We start from the raw sequence: 14,628 nt of genomic DNA on the forward strand, positions 1-14,628 counted from the left end.
TCCAACCCAAGGGCGCTTTGATTTCAGGTGCGATCATTTCAGGGGCAAAACCACCCTAACCTGCCACACCACTGACGCAAGGCGGCGGTGTGGTATCGCGACCATAGCCGATCAGAACTTTAAAAAGCGTTCCCATCTGATCGGCATCAATCAACCGCGACAGCGCCTGATCAATCGCGGTTTTCTGATCGTCATCCGCACTGGTTTTCAAAAGCTCTGCACGTTGTTCAATCCCCAACATTCGCAGGAAAGTACCTTGCGTCAGCACCGCCCCGGTGCGTGCCCCGGCCTCGATCATCGTCCGCGACAGGGCGGCGAAATCGACATGGGCGGTCAAATCGGCATCCCCCGGTTCTGACAATACAGGATGATATTGATGGCCTTTAAGCGCTTGTAACGTATCGCCAAAGGCACTGCCCGGATGGCCGTAATCAATAAACAGGGCGCCGCCGCCGGTTTCATTCAAACGTCGTGCAATCTGATCGGCAATGGCAATCGCCGGCGCACAGCTTTCAAAGATGTCACCTTTTTTCGCTGTCGCGCGCAAGGTTGCCGGGATCAGCGCATCGGTCACCGGTGTTTCGCGCCCACGGACAAACCCAAGTTCGCCGCTGTTGGCATCAACACCAACAAGTCGCTCTGCCCAGCCTTTCTCACCGCGTTCGAACTGGCGGATCGGCAGGGCGTCAAAGAACTCGTTACCAATAACAATTGCCGGAACACCGCTGCGCGTCGGAATGTCGTCAAAGGCTTCGTGCCAGGTGGCCGGAATGCCATAGGCCATGATCGACGTTTGCTGATGGGTGCGCAAAACCGGGCTGGTTTCAACAAAGCGCACCGTCAGGGCATCGCCAATGCCCGGCACATTGCGCACCGCGCGCAAGGCATCAGACATCAAGGTGCCGCGCCCCGGACCCAATTCGATCAGATCGATTTTGGGCGGACTGCCCATTTGCTGCCAGGTGACGGCGGCCCAAAGTCCGATCAGTTCGCCAAACATCTGGCTGACTTCCGGGGCCGTGATGAAATCACCGGCCCGACCAAACGGGTCCTGCTTGCGGTAATAGCCGTGTTCGGGATGGGCCAGCGCCTCGGTCATGAAATCGGCAATACTGATCGGCCCGGAAACGGCGATCCGGCGCTTGATATGGGCAAGCAAGGGGCTATCGGTTTCAGGCGTCGTAGTCACGCGGCCTCGGTTTCTTTGGGGTGAACACGGGTTTCAATCGGTTTGGATTTAACCGCATAGACAATGCAGCCAACCCCGACCAGCACCATCGGAATGGACAAAAGCTGCCCCATCGTCGCACCGCCGACAAGGAAGCCAAGCTGTTGATCGGGCTCGCGGAAGAATTCAACAATGATCCGCGAAATGCCATATCCGCCGACAAAGATACCACCAAGGATCCCCGGGTGATGGCGCACGAACGCCTTGCGCGACAGAACAAACAGCACAACAAACAGGATCAGCCCTTCAAGAACCGCTTCATAAAGCTGGCTTGGATGGCGCGGCACCGGTCCGCCGTTGGGGAAGACAACACCCCATGCCACATCGGTCGCGCGCCCGTAAAGTTCGCCATTGATGAAATTGGCAATCCGGCCAAAGAACAAGCCGATCGGGGCGGCCACCGCCACCGCATCCAGGACTGCCATGGCTGAAATTCCGCGTTTTCTGGCAAACAGGATAATTGCCAGAATAACCCCCATGAACCCGCCATGGAACGCCATGCCCCCCTGCCAGACCTTAAGGATATTGACCGGGTTATCGAGGTAGTAATCCAGATTGTAAAACAGGATATAGCCAAGCCGCCCGCCAAGGATCACCCCCAATGTTGCCCAAAACAGCAAATCATCGACATCACGTTTGCTCATGATGTTGGGCGTTTTGGTGCAGTAATAGACGACGTATTTCCACCCCAGTAGCAAGCCTGCGATATAGGCCAGCGCATACCAGCGGATGGCAATCGGGCCGATGGAAATCGCAATCGGGTCTATCGCCGGGAAGGCAATGCTCAGCATCGGGGAAACTCCGGTTCACCTGGACGGTTTAAATGGTTGGACCAAATACAGTTCTGAAAGGTTCAGTCGGCACAGGCCAAATTCGCAGAGGACCAATTCGCAAAGGATCGCGGCAGCATCATGGCAACCTGCCCACATGCAATGCCCTTAGCGAAACGCATCCTCGGTCGCGAGGTAATCCTGAACATAGCGCCGCACCCCTTCTTCAAGCGACGTCATCTCTGCCCCATAACCTGCTGCGCGCAGCTTGCTCATGTTCGCTTCGGTGAAATACTGATATTTGTCGCGGATGGCTTCCGGGGTCGGCACAAACTTGATATCGGGCGTCTTGCCCATCGCCTCGAACACGGCAAGCGCAAGGTCCTTGAAGCTGCGCGCCTTGCCCGTGCCAATGTTAAACAGGTCGCTGACGTCCGGGTTGTCATAGAGCCACATGATGATATCGACCACATCGCCAACCCAGACAAAATCACGTAACTGGCCGCCATCTTCGTAATCAGGGTGATGCGATTTAAACAGCGTTGCGGTTTCCCCGGCTGAAAGCTTGTCAAAAAGCTGGGAGACCACCGAACGCATGCCGCCCTTGTGATATTCATTCGGGCCATAGACGTTAAAGAACTTCAATCCCGCATATTGTTTCGGACGGAACCCGTTCTGATCAAGAATACGGCGGAACCGGCGATCTGTGGCATGCTTAGACCAGCCATAAGCATTTAGCGGCGCAAGCTTTGCCATGTCAGCTTCATTGAAACTGTCATCAAAGCCCTGTTTGCCATCCCCGTATGTCGCCGCCGAGGATGCATAAATCAAACGTGCCGAATGGCGCGAACACCATTCCCAAAGCCATGTGGTCAGTTTCAGGTTATTGGCAACAATCTTGTCGGCATCGGTTTCCGTGGTCGCAGAAATTGCGCCCATGTGGAAAATCGCCTCGACATCACCGGAATGCTGCTCAAGGAATGCAGGCAGCTCATCGGGATGAACAATGTCGCGCAGGTTCCGCTTGGCAATGTTTTTCCACTTGATGCCATCGCGCAGGCGATCGACGACAACAATGTCGGTTTCGCCGCGCTCTTCAAGGGCGGCGACAATATTGGAACCGATAAATCCGGCACCACCGGTGACGATAAGCATGCATTCTCCTGACGGGCCCCGATTGTCCTGGGCCCCTGATCTTCTGTTCTGATGACTTTATAGGGCCGCCCCTGATCCGGGGCAAGAAAAGCAAACCAAAATAACGATATCGTCATCCCGCCATGTGACGCACCGCTTGCTCTATAACGATAAACGCCCATATTATGGCCAACAATAGATTCCAGAAAGCCGGAGACCATTATATGCAGATCAACAACCGCATTCTCGACGACCTGACCCGTGTCACCAATTCCGCATTGGGCACCATGACCGGCGTCAAAGGCGAGGTGGATGCCATGATCCGCCAGCAATTTGAAAAAATTCTGATGAATATGGATCTGGTGACCCGCGAAGAATACGACGTCGTCCATGATGTTGCGATCAGTGCCGCTGAACGCATTGACGCGCTCGAAGCCAAGATCGCCGATCTTGAAAAACGCGTTGCCGCCGCCGAAGCACCGAAAAAACCGGCTGCAAAACGCAGCACGGCCAAAGCAGCCCCGAAAACGGCTGAGAAAACGGCGGCAAAAAAAGACACCTGATCGGTGGATTAATCCCCACATAATAAAAATAGACCAAGGGCATTGGACCGGCATTGGGCTGGCAATGTGAAATTCATTGCTGCCCTGCGCCCCCGAACGGTTGAAACAATGCGTGCACCGGCATATAGTGCGCGCCCTTTCGCATATGCTTGAACAGGCTAGGTATAAATGAACGACCAATTGGAAGATATCGGCGACATCGGCGACGAAAATCCGTTGCTGCTTGTTGAAGATATCGCCCGCACCAACCAATGGCATCTGGAACGCCGCAGCTCTGACGAGGTGGTGGTAGAAATTCCGGCCCACTGGTGCACGTATCTGGTCTATTTCACCTGGCGTGACGATGCAGAAGCACTGCACATCGCCTGCTGCTTTGACCTGTTCGTTCCCGAACCCATCCGCCCGCGCATCTACGAGCTGGTTGCCAAATGCAACGAGCAACTCTGGATCGGGCACTTTGGCCTGTGGCTTGAAGAAAACATGCCGCTGTTTCGCCATACGCTTTTGTTTGGTGGCGATGTCCCGCCCATGGTCGAACAGTTCGAAGAACTGATCGAAATCGCGCTTTCGGAATGTGAACGCTTCTTCCCGGCCTTTAACTTTGTCCTTGGGCAGGGGAAATCCCCGGACGAAGCCCTGATGCATTCTATGCTTGAACCCGCCGGACAAGCATAGAAAACAAACATAAAGACAGGCCCGGCTTCACGCCAAATGTCACGCTGGGGCGCAAAAGCCACAAATACCTTCTTAGGCTCAGGACATAGGACGGCTTGATTGCCGTCCCTCGTCGTATCTGGCCTTGTCGTATCTGGCCTTGATGTGTTTGGCCTTGATGTATCTGGACACTTTTTTTCGCCATTCCCTGCAGCAGGGTAAAACCAAACAAACGCCTCAAATCGGGGCGTGGTCGATGCGTGAACAAAACAAAATCCGGCAAACCCCGCCCTTCTCAGGCAAAGCTTCCTTACGCACCGAAATCGGCCGGCATGGCGCGGGGCACGCAGCGCCCCCTTGCCCTCTGAGCTGACTTGACCCACCTTGAGAAGATCGCTACGGCATTGCATCAAGAATGTTGATCACCCCATGATCAACAAAACCCGATGGTTAAAGCGGAGCAGATTTTATGAATACGCGTCTTTTGCTGGTTGGCTGTGGCAAGATGGGCAGTGCCATGCTCGAAGGGTGGCTGGCCCGTGGGCTTGAAGCATCGAACGTCTTTATCGTCGAACAAGCCGAAACCGCTGAAAAGCTTGAAGCGAAATACGGTATCAATGGCGTTCCCGATATTGATCACATACGCGAAGACTTCATTCCGCAGGTTGTCCTGTTTGCCGTCAAGCCACAGGTCCTGCCCGACCTGATTGACGCCTATAAACCGATGGTGCGCGCCGAAACCGTGTTCCTGTCAGTTGCTGCGGGCAAAACCATCGACTTCTTCACAAGCCACCTTGGCGACACGGCGCGCATTGTGCGGTCCATGCCAAATACACCAGCCGCCGTCTCACGCGGCATGACCGTGATGTGCCCGACCGAAAATGTCAGCATCGCCCAGCGCGAAATGTGCGAAACCCTGCTTAAGACCGTCGGCATGGTGTCCTGGGTCGAAGACGAAAGCCTGATGGATGCTGTCACCGGCCTGTCTGGCAGCGGTCCTGCCTATATCTTCCATCTGGTCGAGGCCATGGCCCAGGCGGGTGAAGCCGCCGGTCTTCCTGCCGATCAGGCAATGATCCTTGCACGCCAGACCGTTGTTGGTGCAGGCTTCCTGCTTGATGCCAGCGAAGAAACCGCCGCCACCCTGCGTGAAAATGTCACAAGTCCGGGCGGCACAACCGCAGCCGCCCTTGATGTTCTGATGGATCAGAAAAATGGTCTGCCCGAACTCATGACCCGCGCGGTCGAAGCCGCACGAAATCGCTCCAGGGAACTGGCAGGCTAGGCCGGAACAAACGTACCAACATCTCAAGGAGGACGTCATGCCAACCAAAAAGGATATTTCCAATCTTCTGATTGATGCTGCCCTGAAACTGGCCGCAGAACGGAATTGGCCTGACGTCACCATGATCGATATCGCCCAGGCTGCCGGTGTCTCGGTTGCCGATTGCTATGATCATTGCAATGGCAAGGCAGACCTTCTGCGCCAGTTCGTCAAACGGGTCGACCGCGCAGTTCTGGATGATCTTGATACCGAAGACTTCAACGAACCCGGCCATGATCGCCTGATTGCCGTGATCATGGCCCGGTTCGACATGCTTTTGGAATATCGCCCTGCGCTTCGTTCGATCATTGCCGCACGGGGGGATATGGGACCAACCGATTCCCTGCGCGCGATCAAAAGCTATTTCGGGGCGATGCGCTGGATGCTTGAGGCGGCCGGTTTTCGCACCTCGGGCCTGCATGGCAGCATGCGGGTTGCCGGGATGACAGCGATCTATGCCAAAACCTTCCGTCATTGGCTGGATGACGACAGCAGCGACTTTGCCCCAACCATGGCCTATCTGGACCGCGAATTGTCACAGGCCGCCAATTGGGACCGTCAGGTTGAAAAGGGATTTGGCCGGGCATCGCGCATTTGCGGGAAAATAACGGATCGGTGCCGCGATTTTTCGATGAAAAAATCGCCAAAACACGATCACGATACCCCCATGGATAACACAGCCGAACATGGGGCCACGGGTGCGGCTGATCGCTAGGCTCAGGACCTATTACACTGATCTAACCGACAAAATTGCCTTGCACACCCAAGGTTATGTTTTCGACACAAAACATTAACCCAGAAGTTTTTGTGCAGTGCAAAATAATACTTGACGACAGGCATTCATTCCGGCATATTGCAGTTGAATTTGTGCGGCGCACAATAGCGCCTCATTCCATATCTGTTGCAATCAATGGAGTGCAAACCATGACCGCCGCAAAAAAGACAACCAACCCGTTCTTTGATCTCGACTTCACCAAGTACACTGCGGACTTCAAAATTCCGGGTGTTGACGTGAACGAAATGATGGCCTTCCAGCGTAAAAACGTGGAAGCCCTCACCAAAGCCAACAAGGTTGCCTTCGACGGTTTCCAGGCTGTCGCTCAGCGCCAGAGTGAAATCTTCAAAACGCTGCTGGATAAAGTTCAGACCCAGGGCAAAGATTTCACTGCTACTTCTGCTGACGACCCGATGGCTTCGGCTGCAAAACAGACCGAAGCTGCAAAAGCTGCTTATGAAGAAGCTCTTGCAAACGCCAAGGAACTGTCAGGTCTGGTAAGCAAGTCCCAGGAAGAAGCACTTTCGCTTCTGCAGACTCGCTTTACCGAATCGCTCGACGAATTCAAAGCTGTGATCGAAAAGAGCGCAGCCGCGAAGTAACAGCTTTGGCTGTTAAATTCCCGTGATCTACTTGATGGCAGGGCCTTTTGGTCCTGCCATTTTCTTTTGCGTATTTCCCTGTGGCCTGTCCCTGATTTTGCTCAAACTCCGAAATTCACATACCCAGGTTGCTTTGGGCTTATCAGGGGGATGTGATCTTACTAAGCTGCGCTCATAACAAGGAGACAGCTTCATGAGTGACGAAATCAGTTTTGATGATTTTCTAAAGGTCGATATCCGCGTCGGCACCGTGATTGATGCCCGGGAATTCCCCGAAGCCCGGCGCCCTGCGCTCAAACTCTGGGTCGATTTCGGACCGGATATCGGCACCCGGAAAACCTCGGCCCAGATCACCAAGCATTACACACCTGAAAAACTGATCGGTCGTCAGGTCGCCGGTGTCGTGAATTTCCCCAAAAAACAGGTCGGCCCGTTTATGTCCGAATTCCTGTGCCTTGGTTTTCCCGATGCAGATGACGACAAGGGCATCGTTCTGATCAAACCCGATCAGGACGTCCCCAACGGGTCGCGCCTGTTCTGATCAGCCTGCTGCCCGAAACAAAAAAGGGGCGCAGTCGGTGAACTGCGCCCCTTTCGGATGTCTTTACGTCGGTGATTATTTCTCGACGAACGCCTTTTCGATCACGAAGTGACCCGGCTCGTTCATATTGCCTTCCTTGCCACCCCAGTCGATCAGGAACTGGCGGGTATCGGCAATCATCTCCGGGTTGCCGCACAGCATGAACCGGTCATTCTCAAGACTGGGTTCAGGCAAACCAAGATCGGAATACAGCTTGCCCGACTTCATCAGCTCCGTGATGCGGCCCTGATTTTTGAATTCCTCACGGGTCACGGTCGGATAATACAGAAGCTTGTTCTGCACATCCTCGCCAAAGAATTCGTTGTTGGGCAATTCGCTGTGAATGAATTCCTGATAGGCCAACTCACGCACTTCGCGGCAGCCATGAACAAGAATGACCTTGTCATAACGCTCATAGGTCTCGTAATCGCGAATCACGCTCATGAACGGGGCAAGGCCGGTACCGGTCGACAGCAGCCACAGGTTCTTGCCCGGCAGCAGGTTGTCATGGATCAGCGTACCTGTCGGCTTGCGCCCGACCAAAATCTTGTCACCAACTTCGATGTGCTGCAAACGTGATGTCAGCGGACCGTTCGGCACCTTGATCGAGAAGAATTCAAGTTCTTCGTCATAGTTTGCACTGACCATCGAATAGGCGCGCAAAAGCGGCTTGCCTTCAACTTCGAGGCCGATCATCGCAAACTGACCATTGATGAATCGGAAGCCCGGATCACGGGTGGTTTTGAACGTGAAGAGGGTGTCAGTCCAATGATGAACATAGGTGACGGTTTCTTCATTTAAATTGCTGGCCATAACGCTACATCAATCCGTTTCGTCTGTCTGTGTGTGGAACCGTGGCGGGAAACACGGAGTATATATCCCGGCACGCATTCCATGCCAAGTTGTCGCGATTTAACATCAACCTGACGTATATCGCAAGGAAACAATCAAAATTTATTGTCAATTTGTGTTAATTACATAATTTTATGTAATTTTTGTGTGAAATAAAGCATATGCCAAAATCGCCAAACGCAATACTCACAGCTGATCGAACCGGGCCACACCCTTGATACAGCCCAGACCACATTCAAACAATGACACATCTCAATGCGCTGATATGCAGCAGGTTGCACTCCAGCAAAGCGTTTGATGTGGCGTGCTTTTATCGGGCTTTCTTCCTTGCTGGACATCTGCCTGCCTCTTAAGATCGCCGGACAACGACAAAAAACCAGACATCAGGAAACGCCATGTCCTCGCCCAAACAACTGACCACCGATTTCCAGCCCATTCCTCTGCCCCACTATCAGGAACATCCCGTGGCGGAAATGCGCGCCCGCGCACAGGCCTTTTACGATGACATCAAAACACGTCATACCGTCCGTGATTTCTCTGACCGTCCGGTGCCACGCGACATCATCGAAACCTGCATTCGCGCGGCTGGCACGGCCCCGAACGGCGCAAACCATCAACCATGGCATTTTTCTGCAATCAGCGACCCGGCGATGAAAACCAAAATCCGTCAGGCAGCAGAAGAAGAAGAACGCGCCTTTTACGAAGGCCGGGCCGGTGAAGAATGGCTCGAAGCCTTAAAACCGCTTGGTACTGATGACAGCAAACCGTTTCTCGAAACAGCACCTTGGCTAATCTGTATTTTTGGCGAACGCAAAAGCACATCGGCCGACGGCAAGCTGCGCAAGAACTATTACGTGCCCGAATCCGTCTCGATCGCGACGGGCTTTCTGATAGCCGCCCTGCACCGTGCCGGTCTGGCAACCCTGACCCATACACCAAACCCCATGAGCTTCCTGACCGACCTGTGTGGCCGCCCGGATCATAACAAGCCCTATATCCTGCTGGTGACCGGCTACCCGGCCCCGGATGCCACCATCCCGGCCCACGCGACCGAGAAAAAGGACCTGTCAGAAATCGCGACGTTTTTCTAAGCCAAGATCACTTTGCTCTATCGAAAAAGGCCCTGCAAATTGCGGGGCCTTTTCATTTTTCGGATCAGGTTGGCTTGGCTTAATGCCCGATCGGCAAAACCAGACGCACACGAAGCCCACCGCCCGGCGCATCTTCAAGCAAGACATCCCCACCATGACCGCGCGCTGAGTCACGCGCAATCGTCATGCCAAGCCCGACACCGCCGGTCGCCTGATTGCGTGACTCTTCAAGGCGGAAAAACGGCTTGAAGACTTCTTCGCGTTTGTCGGCAGGAATGCCCGGCCCATCATCATCAAAGACGATCTCGTAATCCTGTTCCCGACGCCCTGCACGCACCGACAGATTATTGGCATAGCGCCCGGCGTTGGACATGATGTTTGAAATGCAGCGCCGCAACGATTGGGCGCGCAGTTCCATTTCAAGACTGTCTTCAATATGAAGATCAATCTGCTGGCCGTCGCGCAAGGCTTCGCCGACCTGATCGGTCAGCAGCTTGCCGATGTCGGTCGGAACGGCTTTTTCGCCTTCTTCACCGCGTGCGAATGCCAGATAGGCATCCACCATGCGTTCCATATCAATCACATCCTGCTTTAAGGCATCGACGCCCGGCGATGATTGCTGCATCGCCAATTCAAGCTTCATGCGCGTCAAAGGTGTTCGCAAATCGTGCGATACCCCGGCCAGCAATGCAGTACGTTGCGAAAGATGCCGCCCGATGCGATCACGCATCGACAGGAACGATGTGGCCGCCATGCGCACCTCAGCAGCCCCTTCGGGCTTAAAGCTTTCAACATCCACTCCGCGTCCGAACTGATCGGCTGCCTTGGCAAGACGCCTGATCGGGCGCACCTGATTGCGCATAAAGATCACGGCAACGCCATACAGAATCAGGGCCGACCCGGCGATCCACATAAAGAAGATGTATGTCGTCGAATTATAAAGACGCTTGCGCGGCGCGATCATGGAAATCACGCCCTGTTTGAGCTGCACGCGAATTTCAAGCTGACGATCATCAAGCCCCAGATCAAAGAAGAACGGGCGCTCCAGGCGTTCATCAAGCGCGACAAACAGTTCTTCGGACACCAGACCAAACGGGGGTTCGGTGATCTGACGCTCAAGAATGGCATCCGGTTCATAAACGATATCAAGCTGCAGTCGGGTCCGTGCCGAATTCTGCAGCCAGCTATAATCTGTTTCGTTGGGATATTGCTCAAGATAATCGATGACAAAGGCCACATCCCCTGCCAGTCCGCGGCTGAGTTGCCGGGCCACCGTATCCCAGTGACGTTCAAAGAAGATCAGGACAGTGACGATCTGCAACAGCAGCATCGGCGTCATCAGAATCAGAAGCGACCGGCCCAAAAGCCCCGTCGGCATCAGTTTCTTGAACCATCCGTTTTGTTCGCTACCCACGTTGCTTAATCCCTGTCCGTTGTCATCGCCGGTTACTGATGGTCGTCACGTTCAGTCCGTATACAGGACATAGCCCCGACCACGCACTGTCTGCAAGTATCTTGGTTGCTTGGGATCATCTTCAAATTTTCGGCGCAGACGGGTGACCTGCACATCAATGCTGCGTGACGTGGTGCCATCAACGGCATTGCCCCCCATCATCGCCTGAAGATCTTCGCGCGACGTTGTCTGTCCCGTGCGCTTCACCAACGCAGATAACAGGGCCTGTTCGGCGGTAGTCAAATAGATATGCTCATCTCCGCGCTGCAAGATCATTCTTGCGGTATCAAAGCTGTACTGCCCAAAGGTTACATTGCTGTCGGTATCATCAGATGACGGGGTCTCTTCCACATCGGGCAGCTCCCCATACCGGCGCAGGATGGCTTCAATCCGAAGCACCAGTTCGCGGGGTTCAAACGGCTTTGCCAGATAATCATCAACGCCTGCTTCGAGTCCGGCGATGCGGTCTTCGGTTTCCGTAAGTGCTGTGAGCAGCAGGATCGGGACCCTTGATCCGTTTTCGCGCAGGTCACGCGCAAGATCGACGCCCTTTTCACCGGGCATCAAAACATCAAGCACGATCAAATCAAACTGCAATCCGGCAAGACTTGAACGGGCTTCAAGCGCATTACACGCCGCAGACACGCTAAAACCGTTCTCACCGAGATAGCGGGTCAGCAGATCACGCAATCGGTCGTCATCATCGACCACAAGCACATGTGGCTGATCAGCACCGGCCATTGAAATTTCCTAAACCACCGAACTCAATTTGGACCCAAGCCAATAATCTGGGCCCAAAATCTTTCAAAAGCGTAAGGACACGGGCGGCAAAATTATGGCATCGCAAGCGGTTGCGTTCCAAGCCCGCCCCCACCAATCGCCACGTCCTAGCCCGCACGCCGGCGTTGCCCGCCCGGACCGTCGTCTTCGAACCGTTTGCGGTCTTTTTCTTCCATCATGCCCATCATGACCTTGCGGAAACCTTCGACCGATTCCGCCCCGGCCTCGCGGTAGGCCGCCGCAATCAGCGCACGTTGCTTTTCGGTCAGTTCCCGTTCAAGCGCCTCGCCCTTTTCGGTCAGGGTCAGCAACCGCTGACGCCGGTCCTGCACACCGGTTTTCTGCTCGATAAAGCCTTCGCGCACCAATTGGCCCAGAACACGTGACAGGGACTGTTTGGTGATCTTGAGAATCGACAACAGGTCACTGACCGTAATGCCGGGGTTTCGGCTTACGAAATAAATGACCCGATGGTGGGCGCGACCGAAATTATATTGCGCAAGCATCTGGTCCGCGACCTCGGTGAAATCGCGGTAGGCATAGAACAGCAATTCAATGCCTTGTCTAAGCTCTTCTTCCCGCAGGAAAAGCGGATTGACCTTGCGTGTAGAGATATCTGCCATGCTTATCCGTTATGTCAGTTTTGTTGACACATTAATCTATGAATGTTACCCCGACCAGACAAATAAGGACATAAAGTTACGTCCCGGAACGTTCTTGAAATGGAATTTGGCAAATGACGACTCCAACCTTTGATAACCGCGATGGTTATATCTGGTATAATGGTGAACTTAAACCATGGCGTGAAAGCACTTTGCATGTGCTGAGCCATGCTGTCCATTATGGTAGCGCGGTGTTTGAAGGCGAACGTTCCTATAACGGCAAGGTTTTCAAGCTGGCCGAACATGGTGAACGCCTGATCAAGTCCGGCGAGATCCTTGATATGGAAATTCCCTATAGTGCTGCCGAACTTGACGATGCCGTCATCGAAACGCTTGCAGCCAACAACATCAACGAAGGCTATGTTCGCCGCATTGCCTGGCGCGGCAGTGAAATGATGGGTGTTTCCGCCCAGACCACGCGCATCAATGTCGCAATTGCCTGCTGGGAATGGCCAAGCTATTTCGCACCGGAAGAACGCCTCAAGGGCATTCGTCTTGATCTGTCGAAATGGGCCCGCCCGGCACCGAACACGGCCCCGACCAATGCCAAGGCATCCGGTCTTTACATGATCTGCACCCTGTCCAAGCACGAAGCCGAACGCAAAGGTTACGCCGATGCGCTGATGCTTGATTACCGCGGCCAGGTTGCCGAGGCGACCGGTGCGAACGTGTTCTTTATCAAGGATGGTCAGATCCACACACCGACCCCGGACTGTTTCCTCGATGGCATCACGCGCCGCACGGTGATTGGCCTTGCCAAGGCGCGCGGCTATGACGTGATCGAACGTGCGATCATGCCCGAAGAAATGGCCGATTTCGAAGAATGCTTCCTGACCGGCACAGCTGCGGAAGTTACCCCGGTGGCTGAAATTGGTCCATATACCTTCGCGCCTGGCGAGGTCTGCAAGGCCATGATGGAAGATTACATGGCGCTGGTGCGCGGCGAAAAAGCGGCTGTCGCGGCAGAGTAGCTATTTGACAATTTTTTTGAATAATCCGTGCGATTATTCAATTTCATTAAAAACACCCCGGCCAGATCAGGCCGGGGTGTTTTTCTTTGATTTTGTCTTGGGGCACTTTTTTCACCCGCCAAGGATGAAATCTGGCGCATGCATCCTCACATCATGGTAGCAGCACAAAAAACAACCCAAACCGGAACGCCACATGAACCATAGGATGGGTTCCTACGTTACCGTTACCATCAGCAGAACCAGCCCCCATACTGTTCTGACAATGACCCTGTTGTTTGTGCTTGTTGCTTTGGGCGCGGGGGCCGCAAATGCAGCAGACCCGATCGACATTCGCTTCCCTGTACGCGAAAGCGAACTGGACGCGGTTTTGTCCTGCCAGAATGACAGCAATCCGGATTGCCGATCCTGCCTTGCCAACCAAGGCAGCAACATTTCACTTGCACTGTATTCCATCCTGCAGAAATCCCTGACGGTCGGGGGGCTTGCCGCCAATGTGCAGGTCGTGCGGTCGCCCAACTCCGAACGCAGTCGCATGCTGGTCAGCAATGGCCTTGCCGACATCAAATCGGACTGGGACTTCAATATCGACGCAAATCCTTCGGTACTGAAATCCGCACCGTTCCTGCGCAGAGGAAAAGTCGAGAAAGGCATCTATGTCAGTCGTGACACATTCGCGCGCAGCAGCGATACCCCCATTACCAATGTCCATCAGATGCGTGCAGTATCCATCCGAAACTGGCGGCTGGATTGGGAAGTGCTTGAAAAACTTGCCCCAAGAAGCCTGACCAGTGCAGCAACCATCGAACAAATCTATGCCTTGATCAATGCAGGCCGGGCAGACTTCACCTTGCTTGAGTTTTCGGCCAACGGGCCCGATATGGTGCGTAACTATCGCGACATCCGGCTTTTCCCAATGCCAGGCGTCAAGGTGATCCTGCCAGCCAGCCAGCATTTCATGATTTCGCGCGATATCCCTGATGTGCAAAAGGTCATCGCCGCGCTAAATACCGGCATAGAAAAGCTGCATACCAACGGCTTTATTTACCAATGCCTGGTCAATAGCGGCGTCATCAATGAACAGGTCAAGGACTGGACGGCTCTTAATCCGCTTGCGGCGTCAATCGACGGGGAAGGCGTAAACGCGACCCAATAATCGCCGCGTCACTGGCGCAGCAACAGCCACAAGCAC

The 14,628-nt window shown here is 54.1% G+C and carries 16 protein-coding genes; 9 read left to right on the top strand and 7 right to left on the bottom strand.

The annotated features are described in order from the left end of the window. Positions 1 to 55 precede the first annotated feature (55 nt). From JF44_RS0107345 to rfaD, 3 genes are all read right to left on the bottom strand, one after another. Positions 56 to 1,189, bottom strand: a complete 1,134-nt coding sequence (locus JF44_RS0107345; RefSeq protein ID WP_052065564.1) for a class I SAM-dependent methyltransferase — start codon at positions 1,187 to 1,189, stop codon at positions 56 to 58. Beyond that, the gene (lgt, locus tag JF44_RS0107350) at positions 1,186 to 2,019 is read right to left on the bottom strand and encodes a prolipoprotein diacylglyceryl transferase (RefSeq protein WP_033068318.1); all 834 of its coding nucleotides are present in this window, start codon (positions 2,017 to 2,019) and stop codon (positions 1,186 to 1,188) included. The genes JF44_RS0107345 and lgt overlap by 4 nt, the downstream gene beginning before the upstream one ends. Before the next feature lie 147 nt (positions 2,020 to 2,166). After that, positions 2,167 to 3,153, bottom strand: coding sequence for an ADP-glyceromanno-heptose 6-epimerase (gene rfaD / locus JF44_RS0107355; protein WP_033068319.1), 987 nt, complete (start codon positions 3,151 to 3,153; stop codon positions 2,167 to 2,169). Between the two features lie 203 nt (positions 3,154 to 3,356). Between rfaD and JF44_RS0107360 the strand changes: the two genes are divergently transcribed. The 6 genes from JF44_RS0107360 to JF44_RS0107385 all read left to right on the top strand — a co-directional run bounded on the left by JF44_RS0107360 (position 3,357) and on the right by JF44_RS0107385 (position 7,591). Then, positions 3,357 to 3,695 carry an accessory factor UbiK family protein gene (locus JF44_RS0107360; RefSeq protein WP_033068320.1) on the top strand — a complete coding sequence of 113 codons (339 nt, stop codon included), beginning with the start codon at positions 3,357 to 3,359 and terminating at the stop codon, positions 3,693 to 3,695. Between the two features lie 168 nt (positions 3,696 to 3,863). Beyond that, positions 3,864 to 4,370, top strand: a complete 507-nt coding sequence (locus JF44_RS0107365; protein WP_052065566.1) for a type III secretion system chaperone family protein — start codon at positions 3,864 to 3,866, stop codon at positions 4,368 to 4,370. A gap of 448 nt (positions 4,371 to 4,818) precedes the next feature. After that, positions 4,819 to 5,634: a pyrroline-5-carboxylate reductase gene (gene proC / locus JF44_RS0107370; RefSeq protein WP_033068321.1), complete on the top strand. Its 816-nt coding sequence runs from the start codon at positions 4,819 to 4,821 to the stop codon at positions 5,632 to 5,634. Between the two features lie 37 nt (positions 5,635 to 5,671). After that, positions 5,672 to 6,388: a TetR family transcriptional regulator gene (locus JF44_RS0107375; RefSeq protein WP_033068322.1), complete on the top strand. Its 717-nt coding sequence runs from the start codon at positions 5,672 to 5,674 to the stop codon at positions 6,386 to 6,388. 209 nt (positions 6,389 to 6,597) lie between these two features. Further along, a complete protein-coding gene (locus JF44_RS0107380) occupies positions 6,598 to 7,050 on the top strand; it encodes a phasin family protein (protein WP_033068323.1) in 453 nt (150 codons plus the stop codon). A gap of 193 nt (positions 7,051 to 7,243) precedes the next feature. Beyond that, the gene (locus JF44_RS0107385; protein WP_033068324.1) at positions 7,244 to 7,591 is read left to right on the top strand and encodes a tRNA-binding protein; all 348 of its coding nucleotides are present in this window, start codon (positions 7,244 to 7,246) and stop codon (positions 7,589 to 7,591) included. A 75-nt stretch (positions 7,592 to 7,666) separates the two neighbouring features. Here the strand turns inward: JF44_RS0107385 and JF44_RS0107390 are convergent, their stop codons facing one another. Continuing rightward, positions 7,667 to 8,443, bottom strand: coding sequence for a ferredoxin--NADP reductase (locus JF44_RS0107390; RefSeq protein ID WP_033068325.1), 777 nt, complete (start codon positions 8,441 to 8,443; stop codon positions 7,667 to 7,669). 434 nt (positions 8,444 to 8,877) lie between these two features. Between JF44_RS0107390 and JF44_RS0107395 the strand changes: the two genes are divergently transcribed. Beyond that, positions 8,878 to 9,573 (top strand): nitroreductase family protein, encoded by a 696-nt coding sequence (locus JF44_RS0107395; protein WP_052065568.1) that lies wholly within the window; start codon positions 8,878 to 8,880, stop codon positions 9,571 to 9,573. 79 nt (positions 9,574 to 9,652) lie between these two features. On the opposite strand, the gene JF44_RS0107400 is transcribed toward JF44_RS0107395, so the two are convergent. The 3 genes from JF44_RS0107400 to JF44_RS0107410 all read right to left on the bottom strand — a co-directional run bounded on the left by JF44_RS0107400 (position 9,653) and on the right by JF44_RS0107410 (position 12,429). Further along, positions 9,653 to 10,987, bottom strand: a complete 1,335-nt coding sequence (locus JF44_RS0107400; protein WP_033068326.1) for an ATP-binding protein — start codon at positions 10,985 to 10,987, stop codon at positions 9,653 to 9,655. Positions 10,988 to 11,038: 51 nt separating this feature from the next. Then, positions 11,039 to 11,767 carry a response regulator gene (locus JF44_RS0107405; protein ID WP_033068327.1) on the bottom strand — a complete coding sequence of 243 codons (729 nt, stop codon included), beginning with the start codon at positions 11,765 to 11,767 and terminating at the stop codon, positions 11,039 to 11,041. A gap of 146 nt (positions 11,768 to 11,913) precedes the next feature. Next, entirely contained in the window at positions 11,914 to 12,429 is a 516-nt protein-coding gene (locus tag JF44_RS0107410; protein ID WP_033068328.1) for a MarR family winged helix-turn-helix transcriptional regulator, read from the bottom strand. A gap of 113 nt (positions 12,430 to 12,542) precedes the next feature. Here JF44_RS0107410 and JF44_RS0107415 point away from each other — a divergent pair, with 113 nt between their 5' ends. Both JF44_RS0107415 and JF44_RS0107420 read left to right on the top strand, forming a co-directional pair. Continuing rightward, on the top strand, positions 12,543 to 13,439 hold the full coding sequence (locus JF44_RS0107415; protein ID WP_033068329.1) for a branched-chain amino acid aminotransferase: 897 nt from the start codon (positions 12,543 to 12,545) through the stop codon (positions 13,437 to 13,439). Positions 13,440 to 13,632: 193 nt separating this feature from the next. Further along, positions 13,633 to 14,592, top strand: a complete 960-nt coding sequence (locus JF44_RS0107420; protein ID WP_156111624.1) for a hypothetical protein — start codon at positions 13,633 to 13,635, stop codon at positions 14,590 to 14,592. Positions 14,593 to 14,628 lie beyond the last annotated feature (36 nt).

This window comes from Thalassospira australica (genome assembly GCF_000763295.1).
GTDB lineage: Bacteria > Pseudomonadota > Alphaproteobacteria > Rhodospirillales > Thalassospiraceae > Thalassospira > Thalassospira australica.

What these genes read in the sequence shown, in the direction of transcription:
- lgt (WP_033068318.1), bottom strand. Translation starts at nt 2,019, where the DNA reads ATGCTGAGCATTGCCTTCCCGGCGATAGACCCGATTGCGATTTCCATC.
- rfaD (WP_033068319.1), bottom strand. Translation starts at nt 3,153, where the DNA reads ATGCTTATCGTCACCGGTGGTGCCGGATTTATCGGTTCCAATATTGTC.
- JF44_RS0107360 (WP_033068320.1), top strand. Translation starts at nt 3,357, where the DNA reads ATGCAGATCAACAACCGCATTCTCGACGACCTGACCCGTGTCACCAAT.
- JF44_RS0107365 (WP_052065566.1), top strand. Translation starts at nt 3,864, where the DNA reads ATGAACGACCAATTGGAAGATATCGGCGACATCGGCGACGAAAATCCG.
- proC (WP_033068321.1), top strand. Translation starts at nt 4,819, where the DNA reads ATGAATACGCGTCTTTTGCTGGTTGGCTGTGGCAAGATGGGCAGTGCC.
- JF44_RS0107375 (WP_033068322.1), top strand. Translation starts at nt 5,672, where the DNA reads ATGCCAACCAAAAAGGATATTTCCAATCTTCTGATTGATGCTGCCCTG.
- JF44_RS0107380 (WP_033068323.1), top strand. Translation starts at nt 6,598, where the DNA reads ATGACCGCCGCAAAAAAGACAACCAACCCGTTCTTTGATCTCGACTTC.
- JF44_RS0107385 (WP_033068324.1), top strand. Translation starts at nt 7,244, where the DNA reads ATGAGTGACGAAATCAGTTTTGATGATTTTCTAAAGGTCGATATCCGC.
- JF44_RS0107390 (WP_033068325.1), bottom strand. Translation starts at nt 8,443, where the DNA reads ATGGCCAGCAATTTAAATGAAGAAACCGTCACCTATGTTCATCATTGG.
- JF44_RS0107395 (WP_052065568.1), top strand. Translation starts at nt 8,878, where the DNA reads ATGTCCTCGCCCAAACAACTGACCACCGATTTCCAGCCCATTCCTCTG.
- JF44_RS0107405 (WP_033068327.1), bottom strand. Translation starts at nt 11,767, where the DNA reads ATGGCCGGTGCTGATCAGCCACATGTGCTTGTGGTCGATGATGACGAC.
- JF44_RS0107410 (WP_033068328.1), bottom strand. Translation starts at nt 12,429, where the DNA reads ATGGCAGATATCTCTACACGCAAGGTCAATCCGCTTTTCCTGCGGGAA.
- JF44_RS0107415 (WP_033068329.1), top strand. Translation starts at nt 12,543, where the DNA reads ATGACGACTCCAACCTTTGATAACCGCGATGGTTATATCTGGTATAAT.
- JF44_RS0107420 (WP_156111624.1), top strand. Translation starts at nt 13,633, where the DNA reads ATGAACCATAGGATGGGTTCCTACGTTACCGTTACCATCAGCAGAACC.